This window comes from Pseudomonas sp. ZL2, assembly GCF_054788455.1.
Window position 1 is genome coordinate 108,360 of the sequence record NZ_JBGOGX010000053.1, and the last position, 23,183, is coordinate 131,542.

The 23,183-nt window shown below is 63.2% G+C and carries 22 protein-coding genes; 6 read left to right on the forward strand and 16 right to left on the reverse strand.

Annotated elements, in window-relative coordinates:
- Nucleotides 1-13: 13 nt before the first annotated feature.
- Nucleotides 14-1,228 (reverse strand): efflux RND transporter periplasmic adaptor subunit, encoded by a 1,215-nt coding sequence (locus tag ABM562_RS24675; protein WP_460423659.1) that lies wholly within the window; start codon nucleotides 1,226-1,228, stop codon nucleotides 14-16.
- Nucleotides 1,229-1,265: 37 nt separating this feature from the next.
- Entirely contained in the window at nucleotides 1,266-2,519 is a 1,254-nt protein-coding gene (locus ABM562_RS24680; RefSeq protein ID WP_460423661.1) for a TolC family protein, read from the reverse strand.
- Between the two features lie 204 nt (nucleotides 2,520-2,723).
- Here ABM562_RS24680 and ABM562_RS24685 point away from each other — a divergent pair, with 204 nt between their 5' ends.
- Nucleotides 2,724-3,398: a heavy metal response regulator transcription factor gene (locus tag ABM562_RS24685; RefSeq protein ID WP_045197646.1), complete on the forward strand. Its 675-nt coding sequence runs from the start codon at nucleotides 2,724-2,726 to the stop codon at nucleotides 3,396-3,398.
- Nucleotides 3,395-4,786, forward strand: coding sequence for a heavy metal sensor histidine kinase (locus ABM562_RS24690; protein ID WP_346617322.1), 1,392 nt, complete (start codon nucleotides 3,395-3,397; stop codon nucleotides 4,784-4,786). Before ABM562_RS24685 ends, ABM562_RS24690 begins: the two co-directional genes overlap by 4 nt.
- A 139-nt stretch (nucleotides 4,787-4,925) precedes the next feature.
- On the opposite strand, the gene pdxJ is transcribed toward ABM562_RS24690, so the two are convergent.
- The 10 genes from pdxJ to rpoE all read right to left on the reverse strand — a co-directional run bounded on the left by pdxJ (nucleotide 4,926) and on the right by rpoE (nucleotide 14,957).
- Nucleotides 4,926-5,651 (reverse strand): pyridoxine 5'-phosphate synthase, encoded by a 726-nt coding sequence (gene pdxJ / locus ABM562_RS24695; RefSeq protein ID WP_267954166.1) that lies wholly within the window; start codon nucleotides 5,649-5,651, stop codon nucleotides 4,926-4,928.
- A gap of 63 nt (nucleotides 5,652-5,714) precedes the next feature.
- On the reverse strand, nucleotides 5,715-6,398 hold the full coding sequence (recO, locus tag ABM562_RS24700; protein ID WP_115085574.1) for a DNA repair protein RecO: 684 nt from the start codon (nucleotides 6,396-6,398) through the stop codon (nucleotides 5,715-5,717).
- A 57-nt stretch (nucleotides 6,399-6,455) separates the two neighbouring features.
- Nucleotides 6,456-7,358 (reverse strand): GTPase Era, encoded by a 903-nt coding sequence (gene era, locus ABM562_RS24705; RefSeq protein WP_115085573.1) that lies wholly within the window; start codon nucleotides 7,356-7,358, stop codon nucleotides 6,456-6,458.
- Nucleotides 7,351-8,040 (reverse strand): ribonuclease III, encoded by a 690-nt coding sequence (rnc, locus tag ABM562_RS24710; RefSeq protein WP_115085572.1) that lies wholly within the window; start codon nucleotides 8,038-8,040, stop codon nucleotides 7,351-7,353. Before rnc ends, era begins: the two co-directional genes overlap by 8 nt.
- A gap of 248 nt (nucleotides 8,041-8,288) precedes the next feature.
- Nucleotides 8,289-9,143 carry a signal peptidase I gene (gene lepB, locus ABM562_RS24715; RefSeq protein ID WP_115085571.1) on the reverse strand — a complete coding sequence of 285 codons (855 nt, stop codon included), beginning with the start codon at nucleotides 9,141-9,143 and terminating at the stop codon, nucleotides 8,289-8,291.
- 5 nt (nucleotides 9,144-9,148) lie between these two features.
- Entirely contained in the window at nucleotides 9,149-10,948 is a 1,800-nt protein-coding gene (gene lepA / locus ABM562_RS24720; RefSeq protein WP_115085570.1) for a translation elongation factor 4, read from the reverse strand.
- 225 nt (nucleotides 10,949-11,173) lie between these two features.
- The gene (locus ABM562_RS24725; RefSeq protein WP_166675652.1) at nucleotides 11,174-12,571 is read right to left on the reverse strand and encodes a DegQ family serine endoprotease; all 1,398 of its coding nucleotides are present in this window, start codon (nucleotides 12,569-12,571) and stop codon (nucleotides 11,174-11,176) included.
- Nucleotides 12,572-12,775: 204 nt separating this feature from the next.
- Complete coding sequence (locus tag ABM562_RS24730) at nucleotides 12,776-13,741, reverse strand: MucB/RseB C-terminal domain-containing protein (protein ID WP_134061517.1); 966 nt, start codon at nucleotides 13,739-13,741, stop codon at nucleotides 12,776-12,778.
- Nucleotides 13,742-13,753: 12 nt separating this feature from the next.
- The gene (locus tag ABM562_RS24735; RefSeq protein ID WP_115085567.1) at nucleotides 13,754-14,344 is read right to left on the reverse strand and encodes an RseA family anti-sigma factor; all 591 of its coding nucleotides are present in this window, start codon (nucleotides 14,342-14,344) and stop codon (nucleotides 13,754-13,756) included.
- 31 nt (nucleotides 14,345-14,375) lie between these two features.
- Nucleotides 14,376-14,957, reverse strand: coding sequence for an RNA polymerase sigma factor RpoE (rpoE, locus tag ABM562_RS24740; RefSeq protein ID WP_010220971.1), 582 nt, complete (start codon nucleotides 14,955-14,957; stop codon nucleotides 14,376-14,378).
- 432 nt (nucleotides 14,958-15,389) lie between these two features.
- Here rpoE and nadB point away from each other — a divergent pair, with 432 nt between their 5' ends.
- Nucleotides 15,390-17,006 carry an L-aspartate oxidase gene (gene nadB / locus ABM562_RS24745; RefSeq protein WP_115085566.1) on the forward strand — a complete coding sequence of 539 codons (1,617 nt, stop codon included), beginning with the start codon at nucleotides 15,390-15,392 and terminating at the stop codon, nucleotides 17,004-17,006.
- On the opposite strand, the gene ABM562_RS24750 is transcribed toward nadB, so the two are convergent.
- Together ABM562_RS24750 and ABM562_RS24755 are read right to left on the reverse strand one after the other, a co-directional pair.
- Entirely contained in the window at nucleotides 16,975-17,427 is a 453-nt protein-coding gene (locus ABM562_RS24750; RefSeq protein ID WP_115085565.1) for a protein YgfX, read from the reverse strand. The two genes, nadB and ABM562_RS24750, sit on opposite strands and share 32 nt — an antisense overlap.
- Entirely contained in the window at nucleotides 17,411-17,665 is a 255-nt protein-coding gene (locus ABM562_RS24755) for an FAD assembly factor SdhE (protein ID WP_115085564.1), read from the reverse strand. Before ABM562_RS24755 ends, ABM562_RS24750 begins: the two co-directional genes overlap by 17 nt.
- 165 nt (nucleotides 17,666-17,830) lie before the next feature.
- Here ABM562_RS24755 and ygfZ point away from each other — a divergent pair, with 165 nt between their 5' ends.
- Both ygfZ and ABM562_RS24765 read left to right on the forward strand, forming a co-directional pair.
- Entirely contained in the window at nucleotides 17,831-18,772 is a 942-nt protein-coding gene (gene ygfZ / locus ABM562_RS24760) for a CAF17-like 4Fe-4S cluster assembly/insertion protein YgfZ (protein ID WP_115085563.1), read from the forward strand.
- A 54-nt stretch (nucleotides 18,773-18,826) separates the two neighbouring features.
- Nucleotides 18,827-19,633, forward strand: a complete 807-nt coding sequence (locus ABM562_RS24765) for an HDOD domain-containing protein (RefSeq protein ID WP_115085562.1) — start codon at nucleotides 18,827-18,829, stop codon at nucleotides 19,631-19,633.
- Here the strand turns inward: ABM562_RS24765 and ABM562_RS24770 are convergent.
- Nucleotides 19,630-21,009: a sensor histidine kinase gene (locus ABM562_RS24770; RefSeq protein WP_134061515.1), complete on the reverse strand. Its 1,380-nt coding sequence runs from the start codon at nucleotides 21,007-21,009 to the stop codon at nucleotides 19,630-19,632. The two genes, ABM562_RS24765 and ABM562_RS24770, sit on opposite strands and share 4 nt — an antisense overlap.
- A complete protein-coding gene (locus ABM562_RS24775) occupies nucleotides 21,002-21,673 on the reverse strand; it encodes a response regulator (RefSeq protein ID WP_115085560.1) in 672 nt (223 codons plus the stop codon). Before ABM562_RS24775 ends, ABM562_RS24770 begins: the two co-directional genes overlap by 8 nt.
- 201 nt (nucleotides 21,674-21,874) lie before the next feature.
- On the opposite strand from ABM562_RS24775, the gene ABM562_RS24780 reads away from it, so the two are divergent.
- A complete protein-coding gene (locus ABM562_RS24780; RefSeq protein ID WP_346617324.1) occupies nucleotides 21,875-23,164 on the forward strand; it encodes an OprD family porin in 1,290 nt (429 codons plus the stop codon).
- The last annotated feature ends 19 nt before the right edge of the window (nucleotides 23,165-23,183 follow it).

Sequence of the window (23,183 nt, forward strand, 5' to 3'; positions counted from 1 at the left end):
GTGAGGTTCCCGGTCAGTGGGCGTGTTCGGCGCTGGCCTTGCCCAGCTCCGATTTGAGGATGAAGCTGCCCTGCGCCGCCACTTGCTGGCCGGCCTGCAGGCCCTTGCGGATCTCGACGAAGCCGTTGGCACTGGCGCCTGGTTCAACCGCCTGGGCGATGAAGCCTTCGGTGGTGCGCACGAACACCGTGGGTTGCTCTTCCAGGGTCTGCAGGGCCTGGTCCGGTACGCTCAGGGCGGCGGAATACTGCTCGGTGGGCACCTGCACGGCGACGAACAGGCCGGGGCGCCAGGCGCCTCGTGGGTTGTCGAGGGTGACCCGCACAGCGGCGGTACGGGTCTGCTCGCCGAGCAGGCTGCCCACATGGGTGACCGTTCCGCTGACCTGCTCGCCCAGCTCACTGGCGACGATGGTCACCGGCATGCCGGCGCGTACTTTAGGCAGGTCACGGGGCGCCACACCGAAGGTCGCCCAGACCCGCGACAGGTCCGAGAGGGTGAAGGCGGCGCTGGTTTCGTTGACCACCTCGCCCGGAACCAGGTGCTTCTCGACGATCTGCCCGGCAAAGGGTGCGCGCAGCTCGTAACGGTTGCCGCCGGCCAGGACCACGCTGCCGCTCAGGGCGCTGATCTTCTGCCGGGCGTTGGCCTGGGCGATTTCCGCCTCCTGCAGGACCTGACGGGCCTGCTGGTAATCCTGCTCGGCGGAGATACCCTCCTGCCACAGGTCCTTCTCGCGCTGGTAGCTGCTGCGGGCGAGTTCCAGGCGGCGCTGGCTGGCGGCCAGTTCACTGCGCTGCTCGGAGATCTGCGGGCTGGCGATGACCGCCAGCAAGTCGCCGGCCTTGACCTGCTGGCCAAGCACCACGGCGACTGACTCGACCACCCCGCCAGCACGCGGTACCAGGTGCGCGGTGCGGTCTTCGTCGAAACGGATCTCGCCGGGCAGGGACAGGCTGCGCTGCAGTTGGCGCAGGCCAACGGTGGCCAGTTCGATACCGGCCAGGTCGATCTGCTCCTGGCTGAGGGTCAGTGCGCCCTCTTCTTCGTGACCTTCTTCGGCTTTTTCCGATTCGCCATGTTCTTCTTCCTCGTGATCGCCTTCGGCATGGGCGTGAGCGGATGCAGGGGCGGCGGCAACCGGGCCGCCCTGGCGCGCCAGCAGCACGCCCAGGCCCAGGCCGAGCAGCAAGGCCGCGACCAGCAGCGTGGTGGACTTCTTGTTCATGCAGGTTCCTCAGCAAATAGTCGGGTGAAGGTCGCGTTCAGCGACTGGCGAGGCTCAGGTCGCCAAAGATCCGTTCCAGGCGAACCCGCGCCTCGCTGCCCTGGGCCTGCGCCTGCAGGTATTGCAGGCGTGCCGCCACCAGCGTGCGCTGGGCATCGAGCACATCGAGGAAGGCGAACTTGCCGCGCTCGAAGCCGCGGGTGGCGGCATCCAGCGCCTGCTGCGCCGAGGGCAGGATCGCGCGGTCGAAGGTCTGCACCTCCTGGACCGCCGTGCTCCACTGGGTCAAGGCCTGGATCACTTCGCTGCGCAGGCGCAGTTCGGCGCCATTGCGCTGATCGCGGGCCTGGTCGGCGCGCCGGGCGGCGGCGAGGACGTTGCCCTGGTTGCGGTCGAACAAGGGAATCGGCACGGACAGCCCGACCACATTGATGCGCTCACGGTCGGTTTCGCTGTACTGGCTGCCGACGCTGACGGTCAGGTCGGGGATGCGCTGACTGCGGGCCAGGCCCAGGGCCGCTTCGCGCTGGTCGATCTGCAGGCGGGCCAGACGCAGATCGGCTGTCTGCTCCAGGCGATCAAGCAACAGCGCGCGGCTGGGAATGCTGTTGTCCGTGACCAGGCCGCCGTCGACCCGGCTGAATTGCACCATCGGCGCGCCGGTCACGGCCGCCAGCTGCTGGTAGGCGATGGTCAGTGCCTGCTCGGCACGGCCCTGCTCCAGGCGCACCTCGGACAGCTGCACCTGGGCGCGGGTTGCCTCGACCGGCGATGCGCTGCCGGCCCGGACCCGGCCTTGCACCACCTGCAAGGCTCGCTCGCTCAGGCGCAACGACTGTTCGGCCAGCTGCAAACCTTCCTGAGCCTGGGCTGCGGCCTGGAACGCACCGATGACTTCGGCACGCAATACATTGCGCTGACGCTCCAGCTCCAGCGCCGCAAGCTCGGCATCGCGTCCGGCGACGTCCAGACGTGCACCGCGCTTGCCACCCAGCTCGAACAGCTGGCTGACGCCGACGGTGGTGGTCTGCGAGCCCTTGCGGGTGTCTTCCACTTCCCAGCTCAGTTCCGGGTTGGGCAGCACACCGGCCTGGCGCCGTTCGCCTTCGGCAATGTCGATGCCCCAACGCGCTGCGGCAAGCTCGGGGTTGTTGTCGCGGGCCGCCTGCAGCGCCGACTCCAGGGTCAATACGCGCTCTTGCGCCAGGGCCAGCGCCGGCAAGACTAGCAACAGCAGTGCCAGCAATATTCGGCCAGGGCCTGTGCCTGGCCGGTCCAGGGTGTAAAACATGGCAGACTCCTGCGCCTTGATCGGAGCCCGCACTCTAGTAATCGAGGTTTATCGCCAGGATGACTCAAGTATTACAAATCTGTAATCCAGGCAAACCGCGCGCCCGGATGGCTTAGTATCCGCCGCTCGATGCAATTCACCGCTTGACCTTGCAGTAACTACAGGGTTGAGAATCAGCGCCTTTCACTGCCAACGAGTCATTTCATGCGTCTACTGATTGTCGAGGACGAACTGCGCACCGCCGAATACCTGCAACAGGGCCTGCGCGAAAACGGTTACATCGTCGATTGCGCCCACACCGGCGCCGACGGCCTGCACCTGGCTCGGCAGCAGGCCTATGACCTGGTCATTCTCGACGTCAACCTGCCCGAGCTCGATGGCTGGACCGTGCTGCAGCGCCTGCGCGCCGAGTCCAGCACGCGGATCATGATGCTCACGGCCCACGGCCGGCTGGCCGACCGGGTCAAGGGCCTGGACCTGGGTGCCGACGACTACCTGCTCAAACCCTTCGAGTTCCCTGAACTGCTGGCGCGCATCCGCAGCCTGCTGCGACGCAACGACCAGGCGCTGCAACCGAACACCCTCAAGGTCGCCGACCTGGAGCTGGACCCCAGCCGTCACCGCGCCTACCGCAGCGGCCAGCGCATCGACCTGACCGCCAAGGAGTTCGCCCTGCTGCACCTGCTGATGCGCCAGAGCGGTGAAGTGCTGTCGCGCACGCAGATCATCTCGCTGGTCTGGGACATGAACTTCGACTGCGACACCAACGTCGTGGAAGTGTCGATCCGCCGCCTGCGGGCGAAAATCGACGACCCCTTCGACAACAAGCTGATCCATACCCTGCGCGGCGTCGGCTACGTACTCGAGGCCCGCGAATGAAACCTGCGCGCCTGTCACTGCGCCTGGGCCTGAGCGTCAGCCTGATGGGCGCGGCACTGGTGCTGCTGCTCGCCTGCCTGGCGGTGTTTGCCCTCGACCATGAGCTGGACAGCCGTGCACGCAAGCACCTGGCCAACAAGATGGCGCAGATCGAACACAGCCTGACCATCGACCTCAAGGCCGCCGACCTGCGCACGCCGGTACATCCGCTGCTGGATGTGGTCATGGGCCACGACAACCTGAGCCTGAGTGTCATCGCCTTGACCGGTCGCCATTCGGCCTTGCTGACCCTGGGCCCGGCCCTGGAAGCCAGCGCCTTGCTGCAGATTGAGAGCGGCCCGCAGCTAAGCTTCAGCCCGTGGCGCGATCAGGAAGGCGAGCACCTGCTCACCGCCTCGCGGCTGATGCGCCTGCAGGACGGCACCCTGGTGCGCGTGCTGCTGACAGTCAACCGTGCCGACGACCATGCCCTGCTCCAGGCCTACCTGGGCTCGACCCTGTGGGCCTTGCCGTTGCTGCTGGTGCTGATCGGCCTGGGCGCCTGGAAGCTGGTCCAGCGCGGGCTGCTGCCATTGCGCCGCTTCCGCCGGGTTGCCGAACAGGTCTCGGCGCAAACCCTCAGCCACCGCCTGCCGGAAACCGGCCTGCCGCAAGAGCTGGGTGACCTGGCAGGTGGTATCAACATCATGCTCGACCGCCTGGACGACGGTGTGCAGCGGCTTTCGCAATTTTCCGATGACCTTGCCCATGAGTTGCGTACGCCCATCGGCAACCTGATGGGCAAGGCCCAGGTCACCCTCACCCGCGAGCGCTCCAACGACGAGTACCGCGAAGCGCTGGAAAACAGCATCGAAGAACTGACCCGACTCAACCGCATCATCAACGACATGCTGTTTCTGGCCCAGGTCAGCCAGCCACAGACGCAGGTGCCGCTCAAGCCAGTGGTGCTGGCCGACGAGGTACAGCGGGTGTGCGAACTGTTCGAATGCAATGCCGAGCAAAAAGGCATTGCCTTGCGCGTACAGGGCTGGGGCACGGTGCTGGGCGAGCGGTTGATGGTGCAGCGGGCGCTGTCCAACCTGCTCAGCAATGCGATCCGCCATGGGTATGAGGGGCAGCCGATCGATATCGCGATTGAACGTAGGGACGGTTCGGTGTGGGTGTCGGTGGAGAATCGCGGGCCGGGTATTGCCCAGGCGCATTTGCCGCACCTGTTCGAACGCTTTTACCGCGTGGGTTCGGGGCGCTCGCGGCTGGAAGGCGGGACGGGCCTGGGGCTGGCGATCGTGCGCTCGATCATGCAGGTGCATGGCGGGCGGGTTGAGGTGCACAGCGAACTGCAGGGGGTGACGCGGTTCAGCCTGGTGTTTGCCGATACTACCGAATAAATGGACCTACACCCAATCGTGTGGGAGCTGGCTTGCCAGCGATGAGGCCAGTACAGGCAGCACATCCACTGCCTATTAGGCGACCGCTACGCGCTCGATCGCTGGCAAGCCAGCTCCCACAGGATTGGCGTCGAATCTGTTAGTGCCGGCTGGCCGCCAGGATCAACGCCTTCATCTCTGCCACCGCCGACTTGAAGCCGACGAACAGCGCATGGGCCACCAGCGCATGGCCAATGTTCAGCTCGTTGATACCCTTGATCGCCGCCACTGCCTCAACGTTGTGGTAATGCAGGCCATGACCGGCATTGACGATCAACCCCTGGCCCAGGCCGAAGGCCACGCCATCGGCCACACGCTTGAGCTCTTCGGCCACTTCACTCGGGGTCTGCGCATCGGCATAACGGCCGGTGTGCAGCTCGATGGCCGGTGCACCGACACGGCGCGACGCTTCGATCTGGCGCTCGTCGGCATCGATGAACAGCGATACTTCCGCGCCCAGGCGCGACAGACGCTCGACCGCAGCCTTGATTCGCGCTTCCTGGCCGGCAACATCCAGGCCGCCTTCGGTGGTCAGCTCCTGACGGGTTTCCGGGACCAGGCAGATATGCGCCGGGCGAATGCGTTCGGCGAAAACCATCATTTCTTCGGTGACGCCCATTTCAAAGTTCATGCGCGTCTGCAGCACGTCCTTGAGCAGCAGCACATCACGCTCCTGAATGTGCCGGCGGTCTTCGCGCAGGTGCACGGTAATGCCATCGGCACCGGCCTCTTCGGCGTCCAGCGCGGCTTTGACCGGGTCCGGGTAGCGGGTGCCACGCGCCTGGCGCAGGGTCGCCACGTGGTCGATGTTCACGCCGAGCAGCATGCGGTTGCTTTGAGTCACGAAGAGGCTCTCCTGAAGATTGAGCCCCACAGCATACGACGTTGTTCAGCGCTTGCGAAACAGTTCGCGACTGACCAGCGGCCGACCGCCCAGATGCACGGCCAGGGCCTGGCGCATCAGGCGCTTGGCCGCGCTCAGGGCGCCGGGAATTTCCCAGTCGGCATCGGCCATGGCCAACAGCTCGGCACCGTTGAACAGCCCCGGCTGCAACAGGTAGACCCGCTCAAGCCCGGCATCGACCTGCAAACGGTACAGGCCATCGACGGCCAGTGGTTCGCCGTTGACGTCATGGTCGAGGGCAAAGGCGTAACCCAGCTCGTCCAGCAAGCGCCACTCGAACGCCCTTAGCAGCGGCTCCAGCGGACGACCGGCGGCCAGCGCCTGCAAGGTCGCAGCATAGTGCTCGAACACCACCGGATGCGGATCCTCGGCGGGCAGTAGGCGAATCAGCAGCTCGTTGAGGTACAGCCCGCTGAACAGCGCATCGCCATGCAGCCAGGCCGCCACGCCGACGCTGTCCAGACGGCCGACATTTTTCAGCTCGCCGCGGCCGCGAAATTCCACTTCAAGGGGTACGAAGGGACGCACCTGGCTGCCGGCCTTGCCACGGGCACGGCGCATGACCGCGCGCAGGCGCCCTTGCGGGGTGAGGAAATCCACCAGCGCGCTGGTTTCACGGTAGGCCCGGCTGTGCAGCACGTAGGCCGGTTGGCCAACTGGCAGTTCCATGAGCGGCGCTTCAGAAAAGGTTCGACCCGGCAGCGCACGCTACCGGGCCTGGAGCGATCAGAGGTCGCCGTAGCCCAGCGAACGCAGGGCGCGCTCGTCGTCGGACCAGCCACCCTTGACCTTGACCCAGAGGTTGAGCATGACCTTGGCGTCGAACAGCACTTCCATGTCCTTACGCGCCTCGGAGCCGATGCGTTTGATCCGCTCGCCCTTGTCGCCAATGATGATCTTCTTCTGGCCGTCACGCTCGACCAGGATCAGCGCATGGATGTGCAGGATCTTGCCCTGCTGCTTGAACTCTTCGATCTCGACGGTGATCTGGTACGGCAGCTCCGCGCCGAGCTGACGCATGATCTTCTCGCGTACCAGCTCTGCCGCCAGGAAGCGGCTGCTGCGGTCGGTGATCTGGTCTTCCGGGAAGAAGTGATCGTTTTCCGGCAGGTGCTTGGCGATCAGGCCTTCCAGCGCTTCCAGGTTATGCCCCTGCTGGGCCGAGATCGGCACGATTTCGGCGTTAGGCAGTTGCTCCTGCAGCCACTGCAGGTGCGGGATCAGGTCGGCTTTCTCTTCGATCCGGTCGGTCTTGTTGATCGCCAGGATCACCGGGCCCTGCACGTACTGCACGCGCTCGAGCACCAGCTGGTCTTCGTCGGTCCACTTGGTGCGGTCAACGACGAAGATCACCACATCGACGTCCTTGAGGGCGGCCGAGGCGGTTTTGTTCATGTAGCGGTTGAGCGCCTTTTCGTTGCTCTTGTGCATGCCCGGGGTATCGACGTAGATCGCCTGGACATCACCCTCGGTCTTGATCCCGAGCATGTTGTGGCGGGTAGTCTGCGGCTTGCGCGAGGTGATCGCGAGCTTTTGCCCGAGGATATGGTTGAGCAGGGTCGACTTGCCCACGTTCGGGCGGCCGACAATGGCGACATAGCCGCAGCGGGTAGTGTTGGTATCAGTCATTGCCATTCTCCACGCCCAGGGCGATCAGTGCTGCGGCGGCCGCGACTTGCTCGGCGATACGCCGGCTGACGCCTTGCCCTCGGCTTTTTTCAGTCAAAAGGGTCACTTCGCATTCGACGAAAAACGTCCGGCAATGGGGTTCACCTTGAATATCCACCACTTCGTAGCGCGGCAGTTCGCAGCCCCGTGACTGCAGGAATTCCTGCAGACGGGTTTTCGGGTCCTTGTTGGTATCGACCAGGGTCAGGCTTTCGAATTCGCCCGCCAGCCATGCCAGCACCCGCTCGCGGGCGGTCTGCATGTCCGAATCCAGGTAGATGGCACCAATCAGCGCCTCCAGGGCATCGGCAAGGATCGACTCGCGGCGGAAACCGCCGCTCTTCAGCTCGCCCGAGCCCAGGCGCAGGTATTCGCCCAGGTCAAAGCCTCGGGCCAGTACCGCCAGGGTCTCGCCCTTGACCAGCCGCGCGCGCAAGCGCGACAGCTGGCCTTCGCGGGCCTGGGGGAAGCGCTCGAACAGCGCTTCACCGGCGACGAAGTTGAGGATCGCATCGCCGAGGAACTCGAGGCGTTCGTTGTTGCGCCCGGCAAAACTGCGGTGCGTCAGGGCCAGCAGCATCAGCTCCTGGTTCTTGAAGGTGTAACCGAGCTGGCGCTCGAGGCGGCTCAAGGAAACGCTCACAGTGTACCCACGCGCAGTTCGTGGTCGAAATTCAGCCCGCACGCCTGGGCGCGAGGCTCACACTTTGCAACTCGGTACGCCGCCATCGGGGCTACCGTCGGATTTAACGCGTTGTTCAAATCAACATCCTGAAAGACTGTTTGGCTCATGCTCGCTGGCCGGGGTGATCGGTTGAATCCAGGGATCCCTGAACACAGCCTATGCCAGAAACGCATTCGGCGCTGTCCCAGGACAGCGCCGTTGTGGTGTTACTTGATCAACCCGACCCGCGACAGGTTCGGGAAGTGGCTCAGTTTAGGCTCTGGCCAGCTCATCCAGACCGCGAAGGCCTTGCCGACGATGTTCTTGTCCGGAACCATGCCGTGCAGTTCCTTGGGAATGTTGGGATCATCCCAGTAACGGCTGTCGTTCGAGTTGTCGCGGTTGTCGCCCATCATGAAGTAATGGCCGGCAGGGACTGTCCATTGCTGGTCAGGCGGCATGCGGTAACGGCTCATTTCCTTGCGGATCAGGTGCTCGGCTTCGCCCAGTTTTTCCTTGTACAGCTCGGCGCTGCCCAGGGTGCCCGGCTCGGTACCGACCAATTGCTCGGCAATCGCCTGACCGTTGACGGTCAGCTTCTTGTCGCTGGTGTAACGAATCTGATCGCCCGGCAGGCCAACCACACGCTTGATGTAGTTGACGTTCGGGTCGCTCGGGTAGCGGAACACCATGACATCGCCACGCTGCGGGTCACCGACCTCGATGACCTTCTTGTCGATCACCGGCAGACGAATCCCGTAGGAGAATTTGTTCACCAGGATGAAATCGCCCACTTCCAGGGTCGGCTTCATCGACCCCGAAGGGATCTGGAACGGCTCGACCAGGAACGACCGCAGCACCAGGACAATGAACAGCACCGGGAAGAACGATTTACCGTACTCGACCAGCAACGGTTCCTTGTTCAGGCGCTCGACCACTGCCATCTCTGGCTGGCTGACGCTGCCCTGATAGTTGACGATTGCCGAACGCCGGCGCGGGGCCAGGAACAGCAGATCGACCAGGGCCAACAGACCGCAGACGGCGACGGCGATGACAAGCAACAGCGGGAAATTTAGCGACATAGGACCTAACTATCCAACCTGAGCACGGCGAGGAAGGCTTCTTGTGGGATTTCCACGTTGCCGACCTGTTTCATGCGTTTCTTACCGGCCTTCTGCTTCTCCAACAGCTTGCGCTTACGGCTAACGTCACCACCGTAGCATTTGGCCAGTACGTTCTTTCTGAGCGCCTTGACAGTGGTACGCGCAACAATCTGCCCGCCAATGGCGGCCTGGATTGCCACATCGAACATCTGCCGAGGAATCAGTTCCTTCATCTTCTCGGTCAATGCGCGGCCCTTGTAGTGCGCATTGTCGCGGTGCACGATCAGCGCCAGGGCATCGACCTTGTCACCGTTGATCAGTACGTCAAGCTTGACCAGGTTAGCCGACTGGTAGCGGTCGAAATGGTAGTCCAGCGAGGCGTAGCCACGGCTGGTGGACTTCAGGCGGTCGAAGAAGTCCAGTACCACTTCGTTCATCGGCAGATCGTAGCGTACTTGCACCTGCGAACCGAGGAACTGCATGTCGCGCTGCACGCCACGCTTCTCGATGCACAGGGTAATGACGTTACCCAGGTGCTCCTGAGGCACCAGGATGGTGGCCGAAACGATCGGCTCACGGAAGTCTTCGACCGCGGACACATCCGGCAGCTTCGACGGGTTGTCGACGTAGATGGTTTCGCCGGTCTTGAGCTTGACCTCGAAGATTACGCTTGGCGCGGTGGTGATCAGGTCCAGGTCATATTCGCGCTCGAGGCGCTCCTGGATGATCTCCATGTGCAGCATGCCGAGGAAGCCGCAACGGAAGCCGAAGCCCAGGGCGTCGGAGCTTTCCGGCAGGTACTGCAGCGACGAATCGTTCAGGGTCAGTTTTTGCAGAGCGTCACGAAAATCTTCGAAATCTTCGGAACTGACAGGGAACAGGCCGGCATAAACCTGCGGCTGAATGCGTTTGAAACCTGGCAGCACCTCGACCTCGGGGGTCGTGCTCAGGGTCAGGGTATCGCCCACTGGCGCACCGTGAATGTCCTTGATGCTGGCGATGATGAAGCCTACTTCACCGGCTTTGAGGTCAGCGGTCTGGGTGTGCTTGGGATTGAACACACCGACGCTGTCGACCAGGTGGATCTTGCCGGTGGACTTGACCAGGATCTTGTCGCCCTTCTTCACCCGGCCGTGACGTACACGCACCAGGGAGACGACGCCCAGGTAGTTGTCGAACCAGGAGTCGATGATCAGCGCCTGCAGGGGCGCCTCGATGTCACCGGTAGGCGCAGGAATGGTTTGCACCAGGCGCTCGAGCACCTCGTCCACGCCCATGCCGCTCTTGGCGCTGCAGGCTACGGCGTCGGTGGCGTCGATGCCGATGATCTTCTCGATCTCGTCCTTGACCTTGTCCGGGTCGGCCTGGGGCAGGTCCATCTTGTTCAGCACCGGCATGACCTCAAGGCCCTGCTCGATGGCGGTGTAGCAGTTGGCAACCGACTGGGCTTCTACGCCCTGGCCGGCATCGACCACCAGCAAGGCACCTTCACAGGCCGCCAGCGAGCGGCTGACTTCGTAGGTGAAGTCGACGTGGCCGGGGGTGTCGATGAAGTTCAGCTGATAGGTTTTGCCGTCCTGCGCGGTGTAGTACAGGGTGACGCTGTGGGCTTTGATGGTGATACCGCGTTCACGCTCCAGGTCCATGGAATCGAGTACCTGGGCTTCCATTTCACGCGCAGTCAGGCCACCGCACATCTGAATGAAGCGGTCGGCCAAGGTCGACTTGCCATGGTCAATGTGGGCGATGATGGAGAAATTGCGGATATGACTCAAATCACTCACGGGTCAACACTCAAAAAGGCTGCGGGCCGAACGCCCACCGAAAAATAGCCGGGAATTGTACCTGAAGCTTGACGTTGGCGTCACGTGAACTGTGGGCAAGGGAACCGCAGGAAATGTTTCCAAGTCGGGACGCCGCCCCGCCGCTCCCACAGCCTGCCTGCAAGGGCCTGGGGCAGCACCCAGAAAAAAGGGCAGCCGAGGCTGCCCTTTTCTGCTCAACCCGGCTTATTCAGCCAGTTTGAAGGTGATGAAGCTGGCGCGCCCCTGACGCAGGACGCGCATGGACACCGAACGGTTCTTCGGCAGCTCCTTGGCGATTTCGGTGAACTGCTTGGCCGAGAGGATCGCCTGGTTGTTCAGGTGGCTGATGACATCACCCGGACGCAGCCCGATCAGCGCGGCCGGACCTTCCTGGACTTCCTTGATGACTACGCCGCCCTTGAGCTCAAGGGCCTTTTTCTGCTCGGCGGTCAGGTCGGACACCGACACGCCCAGGCGGTTGCTGCTGCGCTCGACACCGCCGTTGGCGTTGGTGGTGATCTCGGCGTCGTCATCCGGCAGTGCGCCGATGGTGATGTCCAGCGATTGACGCTTGCCATTGCGGATGATGTCCAGCTTGGCCTTGGCGCCGTCCTTGAGGCCACCGACCAGGTGCGGCAGGTCGGCAGACATGACGATCGGCTGACCGTTCATGCTCAGGATCACGTCACCGACCTGCAGGCCACCCTTGGCCGCCGGGCCGTCTTCCAGCACCTGGGCGACCAGGGCACCGGCCGGCTTGTCGAGACCGAAGGATTCAGCCAGGTCCTTGTTGACCTCCTGGATCACCACGCCCAGCCAGCCACGGCTGACCTTGCCGTCTTTCTTCAGCTGGTTGGAGACATCCAGCGCCACGTCGATCGGGATGGCGAACGACAGGCCCATGAAGCCGCCGGAACGGGTGAAGATCTGCGAGTTGATCCCCACTACTTCACCGTTCATGTTGAACAACGGGCCACCGGAGTTACCCGGGTTGATCGCCACGTCGGTCTGGATGAACGGCACGTAGGTGTCGTTGGGCAGGGTGCGACCCTTGGCACTGACGATGCCTTTGGTCACCGAATGGTCGAAACCGAACGGCGAACCGATGGCCAGCACCCACTCACCGACCTTGAGCTTCTCGGAGTCACCCAGTTTGACGGTCGGCAGGTCCTTGCCTTCGACCTTGAGCAGGGCCACGTCGGTGCGCGGATCGGTGCCGACCAGCTTGGCCTGCAGCTCGCTGCGGTCCGACAGGCGGACGATGATCTCGTCGGCATCGGCGACCACGTGGTTGTTGGTCAGCACATAACCGTCGCTGGAGATGATGAAGCCCGAACCCAGCGATTGCGCTTCACGCTGACGGTCACCGCGCGGCGAACGCGGGGCCTGTGGCATGTTGCGTTCGAAGAACTCGCGGAACATCGGCGGCAGGCCTTCGAGGTCTGGCACCTGCCCCGCCGCATACTTGCGGTCGGGCAGTTTCTGCTTGGTACTGATGTTGACCACCGCAGGCGATGCCTGCTCGACCAGGGTGGTGAAGTCCGGCAGGGCTTCGGCCTGGGCGGTGAGCACCTGGCCGAGCATGAACACGGCGGCGACCATCGATAAGTAGGTTTTCAAGCGTGGTATTGACATACGGCTCCCGTCACAACGAGCGTGGTTAGCAGTAGGGACCTGCAGAAGCAGGAAAGGCCAGCCCCCGAAAGGACTGACCTATAGAAAAATTCTGGAGTTTTTGCAAACTGCAAAGCTTGCCAATCATGTCAGCCAAGCAATCCTCGACCTGTCAGCCTCATTGCCTGCGCCTCATTTTTTCACCTGGGCATCCTGGACGCGCATGGACAGCGCGATGCGTTCGGCAGTACCGATAGGGATCTCGCCAACCACGGTGACCATCATTTCACCCTTGGGCGTGGTCAACCGGCGGGAGACCGCTACGGTCGGGCCCAGTTGCGTGCGGATATCGGCAGCAGTGCCTTTATCCAGGGCTTCGACGAATACCGAGAAGCGCGCCAGGCCGTCGTCGTACATCAGGCTGCTGACCGCGTTCTTGCTTTGCGGATCCTTGCGCACCGAACTGTTGATCAGTTCAAAGCCCGGAGGCAACCAGTCCGAACGCCAGCCGGTGACAGGCTGGGCAGCTTGCGCGCTCAGTTGAGCGAGCGGCTTGCAGATACCGCTGGCCTTGAGTTCATCGTCGGTTGGCGCGTCACGGGTATCCAGGCGGGTGAACTGGAAGCGCTCCAGCAACCGCCCTCCGTCATCGAGCATCAACGACTTGAGCGGCAGCCCGGTCTGGCGATCCAGGTGCAGCTCGAAGGCATAACGGTGTTGATCACGCGGGGTAAGGGTGACGATGACCGCTTCACGGTCTGCCACCCTGGACTTGCCGGCGACCCCGAGGTCGTACCAGCTCATCAGCTTCAAGGGGTCAAGCACTCGCGCCGCCGCTTCCGGGGTATTGGCCACACCTGCCACCAGGGACCCGCTTACGCACTGGGTATGACCATCGACACGCACGACTTCCTGGGCCGAGCCATCGAGCTGCAACAGCCGCTCGCTGACCTTGCCGTCCTGGACACGATGCCAGATATCGTGGGTGGAGAAGCTACCGTTACGCTCGTAAACGAAAGTACCCTGATAACTCTGCTGTTGCTCGGCCTGGGCCAGACGTTTGAGCCAGTCACCTGCCTCCGGAGAGGAGTTGGCGGCAAGGGCCGGCAGCGTCAACCAGCCACCAAGCAGCAGCGGTATGAGAGGTAGCGCGCGCATGATCCTCCTTACTTAGCGATTTTCCAGGCTGGCTGCACGTGCGTACGGCAGAGCGCTCTCGGTACCCTTGAGGGCTGCTTCCTGAGCATGCTGACGCAGGTAGCCAGGCAGACGCTGGTCATGCCAGCCGGTTTGCCCTTGCAGCACGCCATTGGCCATCGGGCCTGGCTGATCTGCACTTTCACTATAGCCTGCCAGTACGGCCGGGCCTTGCGCTTGTGGCAGGCTCAGGCCTTGCTGGGCCGGCTGCTGGGCCGCCAGCTGGGCACCGCTGATTTCATCCTGGTTGTACAGGCGTACACCGGCCAGTACCGCGACAGTCACCGAAGCGGCGACGGCCAGGCGGCCCAGGCTGCGCCATGGGCCACGAGAGGCCTTGGCGGGAGCGGCTTCATCGGCCAGCGCGGCGGATACGGCCGAAGCGATATCCAGCCGTGGCAGTACCAGCTCCTTGTGCATGGCTGCACGGGCAACCTGGTAACGCGACCAGGTGGCACGGGTTTCGGGATCATCGACGGCATTCAATACCCGACGTAATTCCAGTTCGTCCGCTTCGTTATCCATCACCGCGGACAGCGATTCCTGCAAAGCTTCACGACTCATGGCGGTTCCTCTCTTGGCTGTCGCCGCTGTCTCAGGTTTCCTGCAACAACGGCTGCAGGGCTTTGTCTATGGCCTCCCGAGCGCGGAAGATTCGAGAGCGCACGGTACCCACTGGACACTGCATGACGCTTGCAATGTCCTCGTAACTCAGACCATCGAATTCACGTAAAGTTAACGCCGTACGTAAATCTTCTGGCAGTTGCTGAATGGTCCGATGGACGGTGCCTTCGATCTCATCTCGCAACAACGCGCGCTCGGGGGACTCCAGATCCTTGAGGCCATGATCGCCGTCGTAAAATTCCGCATCCTCGGAACTTACATCGCTGTCCGGTGGCCGCCGACCGCGGGACACCAGATAGTTTTTTGCCGTGTTGATGGCAATGCGGTACAGCCAGGTATAAAAGGCGCTGTCACCACGAAAATTACCAAGCGCCCGGTAAGCTTTGATGAAAGCTTCCTGCGCTACATCCTGGGCTTCATGGGTGTCGTGTACAAAACGCACGATCAACCCGAGAATCTTGTGCTGATACTTCAGCACCAACAGATCGAACGCTCGCCTGTCGCCACGCTGCACGCGCTCGACAAGCTGCTGATCCTCTTCCTGGGTTAGCATGAACACTCCTCAGTGAACTCGAAGGAGCGTTGCAACAGCCATCGTTCAGGCTTGCAACCATAGACTCGGGCTTTTCGCAAAAGTTCTCCCCTCCAAGCAAGTTTCCTGCGGCCCTTGGTCGGCTCGCACGAAAAACGCAGCGCGGTCACGGCCGGCTGCGTCGATAATCGGGTCTCGAATACGCAGACAGTGCCTTCAAGGGGCGCCTGCCGTGCGTCGCCGCGGCATTGTGGCGTGCGGGCATCCTTCTATGGATATCCGTGCACCACGGAAAGTTCCCACAAAAGGCTGCCTGGACTGCGCAAGCGCCATTGGAAATCAGGGCCTTGGGGCTGCTATAAAGGCAGCCGGTCCAGATTCACGATAGTTTCACAATGCCATAAGCGCCTGACTATTGTGCCGATCCCCCCCTTCAGATACTAGTGTCCTGACATGAGCCAACAATTCCAACATGATGTTCTCGTGATCGGCAGCGGCGCCGCCGGCCTCAGCCTGGCCCTGACCCTCCCCGGTCACCTGCGCATCGCCGTGCTCAGCAAGGGCGACCTCGCCAATGGCTCGACCTTCTGGGCCCAGGGTGGCGTGGCCGCGGTGCTGGACGACACCGACACGGTGCAATCCCACGTCGAAGACACCCTCAATGCCGGCGGCGGCCTGTGCCATGAAGACGCCGTGCGCTTCACCGTTGAGCATAGCCGCGAAGCGATTCAGTGGCTGATCGACCAGGGCGTGCCGTTTACCCGTGACGAACACGCCGGCGACGAAGACAGCGGCTTTGAATTCCATCTGACCCGTGAAGGCGGCCACAGCCATCGGCGCATCATCCACGCCGCCGATGCCACGGGGGCGGCGATCTTCACCACCCTGCTGGCACAAGCGCGCCTGCGCCCGAACATCGAGCTGCTGGAGCAGCGGGTGGCAGTCGACCTGATCACCGAGCGGCGCCTGGGCCAGGACGGCGATCGCTGCCTGGGGGCCTATGTCCTGGACCGCAATACCGGAGAGGTCGACACCTTCGGCGCCCGCTTCACCGTGCTGGCTACCGGCGGCGCGGCCAAGGTCTACCTGTACACCAGCAACCCCGACGGCGCCTGCGGCGATGGCATCGCCATGGCCTGGCGTGCCGGTTGCCGGGTGGCCAACCTTGAGTTCAACCAGTTCCACCCAACCTGCCTGTACCACCCGCAGGCCAAGAGCTTCTTGATTACCGAAGCCCTGCGTGGCGAGGGTGGCTTGCTCAAGCTGCCCAATGGCGAGCGTTTCATGCCGCGCTTCGACCCGCGTGAAGAACTGGCCCCGCGCGACATCGTTGCCCGCGCCATCGACCATGAAATGAAACGCCTGGGGGTGGACTGCGTCTACCTGGACATCAGCCACAAGCCGGCCGAATTCGTCAAAAGTCACTTCCCGACCGTTTATGAACGCTGCCTGACCTTTGGCATCGATATCACCCGCCAGCCGATCCCGGTCGTGCCGGCCGCCCATTACACCTGCGGCGGGGTGATGGTCGACGAACAGGGCCTGACCGACGTACCGAGCCTGTACGCCATCGGCGAAACCAGCTTCACCGGCCTGCACGGCGCCAATCGCATGGCCAGCAATTCGCTGCTCGAATGCTTCGTTTACGGGCGTTCGGCCGCCAACGACATCGTCGCCCGCCTGGATCAGGTCGAAATGCCTCAGGCGCTGCCATGCTGGGATGCCAGCCAGGTCACCGATTCGGACGAAGACGTGATCATCGCGCACAACTGGGACGAACTGCGGCGCTTCATGTGGGACTACGTGGGGATCGTGCGCACCAACAAGCGCCTGCAGCGTGCCGAGCATCGGGTACGCCTGCTGCTCGACGAAATCGACGAGTTCTACAGCAACTACAAGGTCAGCCGCGACCTGATCGAATTGCGCAATCTGGCCCAGGTTGCCGAATTGATGATCCGCTCGGCCATGCAGCGCAAGGAAAGCCGCGGCCTGCACTACACCCTGGATTACCCGGGCATGCTCAGCGAGGCCCGCGACACTATCCTGCAGCCGCCCACCTACGCCGACTGAACTTCAGACGCAAGCGCAGGCGCCGGTGCTGCACCGGCTCCAGCGCGTCGAACGCTATGCACTGACCCTCACTGAAACGCCGCCCGGCCCTGCGAAAGCGCAGTACCACCCATCCGGGCAAGGCCAGGCTGTCGGGCTTGAGCTGCACCGCCTGCCAGCCCTGGGCGCGGCTGAACAACTGCCAGCCGTGGGCATCGCGGCGCAGTGCGGTAATGGCGTTGGGATCGGTCAGCAAAATGCGCCGGGGGATGATCCAGGCGCCGTGCAGCAGGCACAAGGCGATGGCCGCCAGGCGCAACCACAAGGGAACCTGTAGCAGGCTCAGTGCCAACAAGGCCAGCAGCAGGCTGACGAGGTACGCCGCCAGCAGGGCCCTTGAGCCCTGCCAGCGACATTCGAAGCGGTCACTTGGGCTGGACACGGTCCAGGATGATGCGAACCATGCGTTGCAGTTCCGGGTCTTCGGACTCGTTGCGTTCCATGAACCAGCCGAACATGTCCTGGTCTTCGCAGCCGAGCAAACGCCAGTACAGCTGTCGATCTTCCGGGCTCAGGGTTGGAAAAACGTCCTGGCTGAAAGGAACCAGCAACACGTCCAGCTCGAGCATGCCGCGGCGGCTGTGCCAAAAGAGCTTGTTGAGTTCAATTTGTTCGACCATGAAGCCCTCCAAAAATAGGCCGCCAGTATACAGAGCCAGCAGCCGAGGGACACGCGACGTTGGTCCGGACATGTGAGCAAATAATGACGGAGGGCCGCGCTCAACTACCTATTTTGCCAACAGCGCTCTATCATGGCCCCCAGACCTATCACCTTGCGATAAACCATGGCCGATTCCGCTTTTTTCTGCACCCTTTCCCATGAAGGCGTTCTCGCCGTCCGCGGTTCGGACGCCGGCAAGTTCCTGCAAGGCCAGTTGACCTGCAACATCAGTTACCTCAACGACCATACCGCCAGCCTCGGCGCCCGCTGCATGGTCAAGGGCCGCATGCAGTCGAGCTTTCGCATCCTCCCCGAGGGCGATGGCTACTTGCTGGCGATGACCCGCGAACTGCTCGAACCGCAACTGGCGGACCTGAAGAAATATGCGGTGTTCTCCAAGGCCAAGCTGACCGACGACAGCGCCGCCTGGGTGCGTTTCGGCCTGCACAACGGTGCAGCCGCCCTGCAGGCCCTGGGCCTGGAAGTGCCGGCGCAGACCGACGCCGTAACCCGTCACAACGGTCTGATTGCCATCGAGGTCTCGACCGCTCGTGTCGAGTTGTGGGTACCTGTCGAACAGGCCGAAGCGGTGCAAGCCCAACTGGCTGCACACCTGGCCAGTGCTGATCTCAACGACTGGCTGCTCGGCCAGATCCGCGCCGGTATCGGCCAGGTCATGCTGCAAACCCGCGAGCTGTTCATCCCGCAGATGATCAACCTGCAGGCCGTGGGTGGCGTGAGCTTCAAGAAAGGCTGCTACACCGGCCAGGAAATCGTCGCGCGCATGCAGTACCTGGGCAAGCTCAAGCGCCGCCAGTACCGCGTGGCGCTGGCCGAAGGCAGCCTGCCGGAGCCCGGTACCGAAGTGTTCTCGCCAACCCATAACTCCTCCGTCGGTGAAGTGGTGCTGGCCGCCCGCAGCGAACAGGGCTGCGAACTGCTGGCCGTACTGACCGCCGATGCCGTGGAAGACAACAACCTGCACCTGGGAAGCCCCGAAGGCCCGCGCCTGGCGCTGCTGACGCTTCCTTACGAACTGGATCGCGATCGCGAAATCCAGCGCTGAGCCTGCTCCCGCCCTCCCGGGCGGGGCACTCCTGAATTGCGGTAGAGAATCACCATGAACAAGATGGCCGAGATGATCCAGGCCCACCTGCTGAGCGCCATCGACAACGATGACCTGGTGCTGCCGACCCTGCCGGAAGTGGCCTTGAGCATTCGCGAAGCCGCCGAAGACAGCGAGATCAGCGTCAGCACCCTGAGCAAGGTGATCGGCCGCGATGCGGCGCTGTCAGCGCGCCTGATCAAGGTGGTCAACAGCCCGCTGCTGCGCGCCGCCACCGAGGTCACTGACCTGCACACGGCCATCACCCGCCTGGGCATCAACTACAGCTGCAACCTGGCGATCGGCCTGGTGATCGAGCAGATCTTCCACGCCCGCTCCGATGTCGTTGAACAGAAAATGCGCGAAATCTGGGCGAAAAGCCTGGATGTGGCCGGCATCAGTTATGAACTGTGCTTGCGCTTCACTCAGCTCAAGCCGGACCAGGCGGCATTGGCCGGGCTGGTCCACCAGATTGGCGTGCTGCCGATCCTGCTGTATGCCGAAGAGCACAACGAGCTGCTTTCCGACCCGGTCAGCCTGAACTATGTGATCGAGCAGATTCACCCGGCACTGGGCGACAAGATCCTCAGTGTCTGGGAGTTTCCCGAGCAACTGGTGCACCTGCCCGGGCTGATCCAGGACCTGGACCGCGGCACCGACAAGGTCGACTACGTCGATATCGTGCAGATCGCCCAGGTGCTCAGCAGCAACAGCAAGGAACGGCCGCTGGCCGCCCTGCCCGCCTACCGCCACCTCGGCCTGCCCACCGGCACCGAGCTGCAGGCCAGCGACCTGCTCAATGCCAAGGCGATGTTCCGCTAGTCGGTGCTGAAGCTGACCCGCACTTTCAAACCGCCGCGCTCGCCATCATGCAGGCTGATCTGCGCCAGGTGCGCCCGGCAGATCTCGCCGACAATCGCCAGGCCCAGGCCCGTGCCTTGCGCACTGCGCCGGTAGAAACGCTCGAAGACCTTTTCCCGCTCGTTTTCAGGAATGCCGGGGCCATCGTCCTCGACTTCGAGAACGCCCGGCTCGCTGACCCGCAGGATCACGTTGCCGCCCTTGGGCGTATGGGCCAGGGCGTTGTCCACCAGGTTGCTGAGCAGTTCGTTGAGCAGGGTTGGCTCACCGCGCACCCACACCGGCACCTCGGCCTCCAGCGCCAGGGCCACGCCACGAGCATGGGCCAGCGGCGCCATGGCCATGCCCAGTTCACGGGCCAACTGGCTCAAGTCGAGCAATTGCGCGCCACCTTCGGCAATCGCCCGCGCGCCGTTCTCGACCCGCGCCAGCGAGAGTAGCTGGTTGGCCAGGTGGGTCAGGCGATCGGTGCCTTGCGCGGCGGACTCCAGGGTTTCACGCCAGACCTGCGGCTCGTTCGAGCGCAGCCCCAGTTCGACTCGCGCCTTGAGCGCCGCCAAGGGCGTGCGCAGTTCATGGGCGGCCTCGGCAATGAACTGCGCCTGCCGCTCGAACTGGCCGCGCAGGCGTTCGGTAAAGTGATTCAGGGCGCGTACCAATGGGCTCAGCTCACGCTGCACCTGCACCACCGGCAAGGCCCGCAGGTCATCCGGCTGACGCTCTTCGACGGCACTGCGCAAGCGCTCCAGCGGGCGCAGGGCGGCGCTGACGGCAAACCACACCAGCATCAGGGCGCCAAGGGCGAGCATGCCCAAACGCAGCAAGGTATCGGCCATCAGGCTGCGGGCCATGCGCACCCGGGCTTCTTCGGTCTCGGCCACGCGAATTTCGGCCATGCCGTTCATGTTCGGCTCGCTGACCGCCTTGAGCAGGCTGACCACGCGCACGTCCTGGCCAAGGTAGCGGGCGTTGTAGAAGCGTGCGAGGGCCGGGTAATCGTCAGTGCGCGGGGTATTGGGTGGCGGTGCTGGCAGGTTTTCGTAGCCGGAGATCAAGCGCTGGTGAATGTCGTTGACCTGGTAGTAGATACGTCCGGCGCTGTCGTAGGCAAAGGTGTCCAGAGCCACATAAGGCACATCGGCGCTGAGGGTACCGTCACGCTGCGACAGGCCGGCGGCAATGGTCCGCGCCGAGGCCAGCAAGGTACGGTCGTAGGCGGTGTCGGCGGCTTCACGGCCGTTCCAGTAGGCGCTCAGGCCGCTGGCCAGCATCAGCACTACCAGCAAGATCGCCAGGTTCCACAGCAGTCGCCCACGCAGGCTGCCGCTGTCACGCATCTTTATGCTCGAGCAGGTAGCCGAGCCCCCTGAAGGTGACGATGGCCACGGCATGGCCGTCGAGCTTCTTGCGCAGGCGGTGCACATAGATTTCGATGGCGTCGGCGCTGGCTTCTTCGTCCAGGCCGAACACCTGGGCGGCCAGTTGCTCCTTGCTCATCACCCGCCCGGGCCGGGCGATCAGGGCTTCGAGCACGGCCTGTTCGCGGGAGGTCAGGGTCAGCAGTTCTTCGCCGAGGCTGAAGCGCCGGGTATCGAGGTCATAGACCAGCGGCCCGCAGCGCTGTTGGCGTTCGCCACCGAGGACGCTGCGGCGCAGCAGGGCCTTGACCCGCGCTTCCAGCTCGGTCAGCTCAAAGGGTTTGGCCAGGTAATCGTCGGCACCCAGGTTCAGGCCATGGACCCGGTCCTTGACGTCGCTGCGCGCGGTCAGCATCAGCACCGGCACGGTCTTGCCGCGGGCACGCAGGCGCGCCAGCACCTCGAAGCCGTCCATGCGCGGCAGGCCGACATCGAGCACCGCCACGGCATATTCCTCGCTGGCCAGGGCCAGGTCGGCGGCCACGCCATCATGCAGCACATCCACGGTCAGGCCGGTGCTTTTCAGGGCCTGGGCCACGCTTTCGGCCAGTTGCAGATGGTCTTCGACGAGCAGCACACGCATCGATCTCTCCCCTTTGCGTCGCGTTCAATGGCGCGGAGTGTACAGCCGACAGCCCGCCTGTGAAGCCTTCGCAGCAATCAAAAGCTGCTGAAAGGTTAGCGAAAGGTTCACGTCCTAGCATCCTCTCACGGCTCACTCTGCTTGCCGTAAAACCGGACCCAAGGTCCGAACTAATAAGAACAATAACGGAGTCACTCCACGATGCTGTCCATGCAGCCGCAGGCGTACGCGCCTACCCGACGTCTACCCTCCCGCCAGACCGCAGTTGCCAGCGCCCTCGCCCTTGCCGGCGTCGCCCCGTTGAGCCAGGCCGCCTTCTTCGATGACAGCAAGGCGAGCTTCGAAACCCGTAACATGTACTTCAATCGCGACTTTCGCGACGGCACCAGCGCCCAGCAATCCAAGCGTGACGAATGGGCCCAGGGCTTCATGCTCAACTTCGAGTCGGGCTATACCGAAGGTACCGTAGGCTTTGGCCTCGATGCCCTGGGGATGCTCGGTATCAAGCTCGACTCCAGCCCCGACCGCACCGGCACCGGCCTGCTGCCGACCCACGACGATGGCCGCGCCGCCGACGAGTATTCCAAGCTCGGCCTGACCGGCAAGGTGAAACTCTCCGAGACCGAATTGAAGATCGGTACCCTGATCCCGGAACTGCCGACCTTGCAGCCCAACGACGGGCGCATCCTGCCGCAGACCTTCGAGGGCGGCCTGCTGACCTCGGGCGAAATCAAGAACCTGACCTTCACCGGCGGGCGCCTGGAAAAAGCCCGTGACCGCGACAGTACCAACAACGAGGATATCGCCCTCAACAACAAGAACAGCCGCTTTCTCGGCACCGTCGCCGGCAACCATTTCGACATGGCCGGCCTGGACTACAAGTTCACTGACAAGATCACCGGCAGCTACCACTGGGCCCAGCTCGATGACGTCTACCGTCAGCACTTCGTCGGCATGATCGCCTCCCAGCCCTGGGGCCCGGGCACCTTCGGCGCCGACCTGCGCATGGCCTTCAGCGACGACCAGGGCCAGGCCCGCGGCGGCAACATCGACAACACCGCGCTCAACGGCATGCTCAGCTACGGCCTCAATGGCCACAAGCTCAGTGCCGGCTACCAGCACCTGTCCGGCGACACCGCCTTCCCCTATGTCGATGGCGCCGACCCGTACCTGGTCAACTTCGTGCAGATCAACGACTTCGCCGGCGCCGACGAGCGTTCCTGGCAAGCCCGTTACGACTATGACTTCGCCAAGCTTGGCATCCCCGGCCTGACTTTCATGACCCGCTACATCAGCGGCGATAATGTCAGCCTGGCCGATGGCGGTGAGGGCAAAGAGTGGGAACGCAACACCGAGTTCAAGTATGTGGTGCAAAGTGGCGCCCTGAAAAACGTCGCCGTGCGCCTGCGCAATGCCACCTTCCGTTCCAACTTCGCCCGCGATGCCGACGAAGTGCGACTGCTGGTGAGTTACAGCCTTGCGCTGTGGTAATCCCTGACAACAATAATGC

Excerpts from the sequence above, each read along its gene's own strand:
- nadB (WP_115085566.1), top strand. The coding sequence starts at position 15,390 with ATGAGCCAACAATTCCAACATGATGTTCTCGTGATCGGCAGCGGCGCC.
- ABM562_RS24780 (WP_346617324.1), top strand. The coding sequence starts at position 21,875 with ATGCTGTCCATGCAGCCGCAGGCGTACGCGCCTACCCGACGTCTACCC.
- pdxJ (WP_267954166.1), bottom strand. The coding sequence starts at position 5,651 with ATGCTGCTCGGCGTGAACATCGACCACGTGGCGACCCTGCGCCAGGCG.
- ABM562_RS24685 (WP_045197646.1), top strand. The coding sequence starts at position 2,724 with ATGCGTCTACTGATTGTCGAGGACGAACTGCGCACCGCCGAATACCTG.
- ABM562_RS24680 (WP_460423661.1), bottom strand. The coding sequence starts at position 2,519 with ATGTTTTACACCCTGGACCGGCCAGGCACAGGCCCTGGCCGAATATTG.
- ABM562_RS24775 (WP_115085560.1), bottom strand. The coding sequence starts at position 21,673 with ATGCGTGTGCTGCTCGTCGAAGACCATCTGCAACTGGCCGAAAGCGTG.
- ABM562_RS24730 (WP_134061517.1), bottom strand. The coding sequence starts at position 13,741 with ATGCGCGCGCTACCTCTCATACCGCTGCTGCTTGGTGGCTGGTTGACG.
- era (WP_115085573.1), bottom strand. The coding sequence starts at position 7,358 with ATGACTGATACCAACACTACCCGCTGCGGCTATGTCGCCATTGTCGGC.
- ygfZ (WP_115085563.1), top strand. The coding sequence starts at position 17,831 with ATGGCCGATTCCGCTTTTTTCTGCACCCTTTCCCATGAAGGCGTTCTC.
- ABM562_RS24690 (WP_346617322.1), top strand. The coding sequence starts at position 3,395 with ATGAAACCTGCGCGCCTGTCACTGCGCCTGGGCCTGAGCGTCAGCCTG.
- ABM562_RS24765 (WP_115085562.1), top strand. The coding sequence starts at position 18,827 with ATGAACAAGATGGCCGAGATGATCCAGGCCCACCTGCTGAGCGCCATC.
- ABM562_RS24735 (WP_115085567.1), bottom strand. The coding sequence starts at position 14,344 with ATGAGTCGTGAAGCTTTGCAGGAATCGCTGTCCGCGGTGATGGATAAC.
- ABM562_RS24755 (WP_115085564.1), bottom strand. The coding sequence starts at position 17,665 with ATGGTCGAACAAATTGAACTCAACAAGCTCTTTTGGCACAGCCGCCGC.
- ABM562_RS24675 (WP_460423659.1), bottom strand. The coding sequence starts at position 1,228 with ATGAACAAGAAGTCCACCACGCTGCTGGTCGCGGCCTTGCTGCTCGGC.
- recO (WP_115085574.1), bottom strand. The coding sequence starts at position 6,398 with ATGGAACTGCCAGTTGGCCAACCGGCCTACGTGCTGCACAGCCGGGCC.
- ABM562_RS24770 (WP_134061515.1), bottom strand. The coding sequence starts at position 21,009 with ATGCGTGACAGCGGCAGCCTGCGTGGGCGACTGCTGTGGAACCTGGCG.
- ABM562_RS24725 (WP_166675652.1), bottom strand. The coding sequence starts at position 12,571 with ATGGTCGCCGCCGTGTTCATGCTCGGCCAGGTGCTCACCGCCCAGGCC.
- rpoE (WP_010220971.1), bottom strand. The coding sequence starts at position 14,957 with ATGCTAACCCAGGAAGAGGATCAGCAGCTTGTCGAGCGCGTGCAGCGT.
- lepB (WP_115085571.1), bottom strand. The coding sequence starts at position 9,143 with ATGTCGCTAAATTTCCCGCTGTTGCTTGTCATCGCCGTCGCCGTCTGC.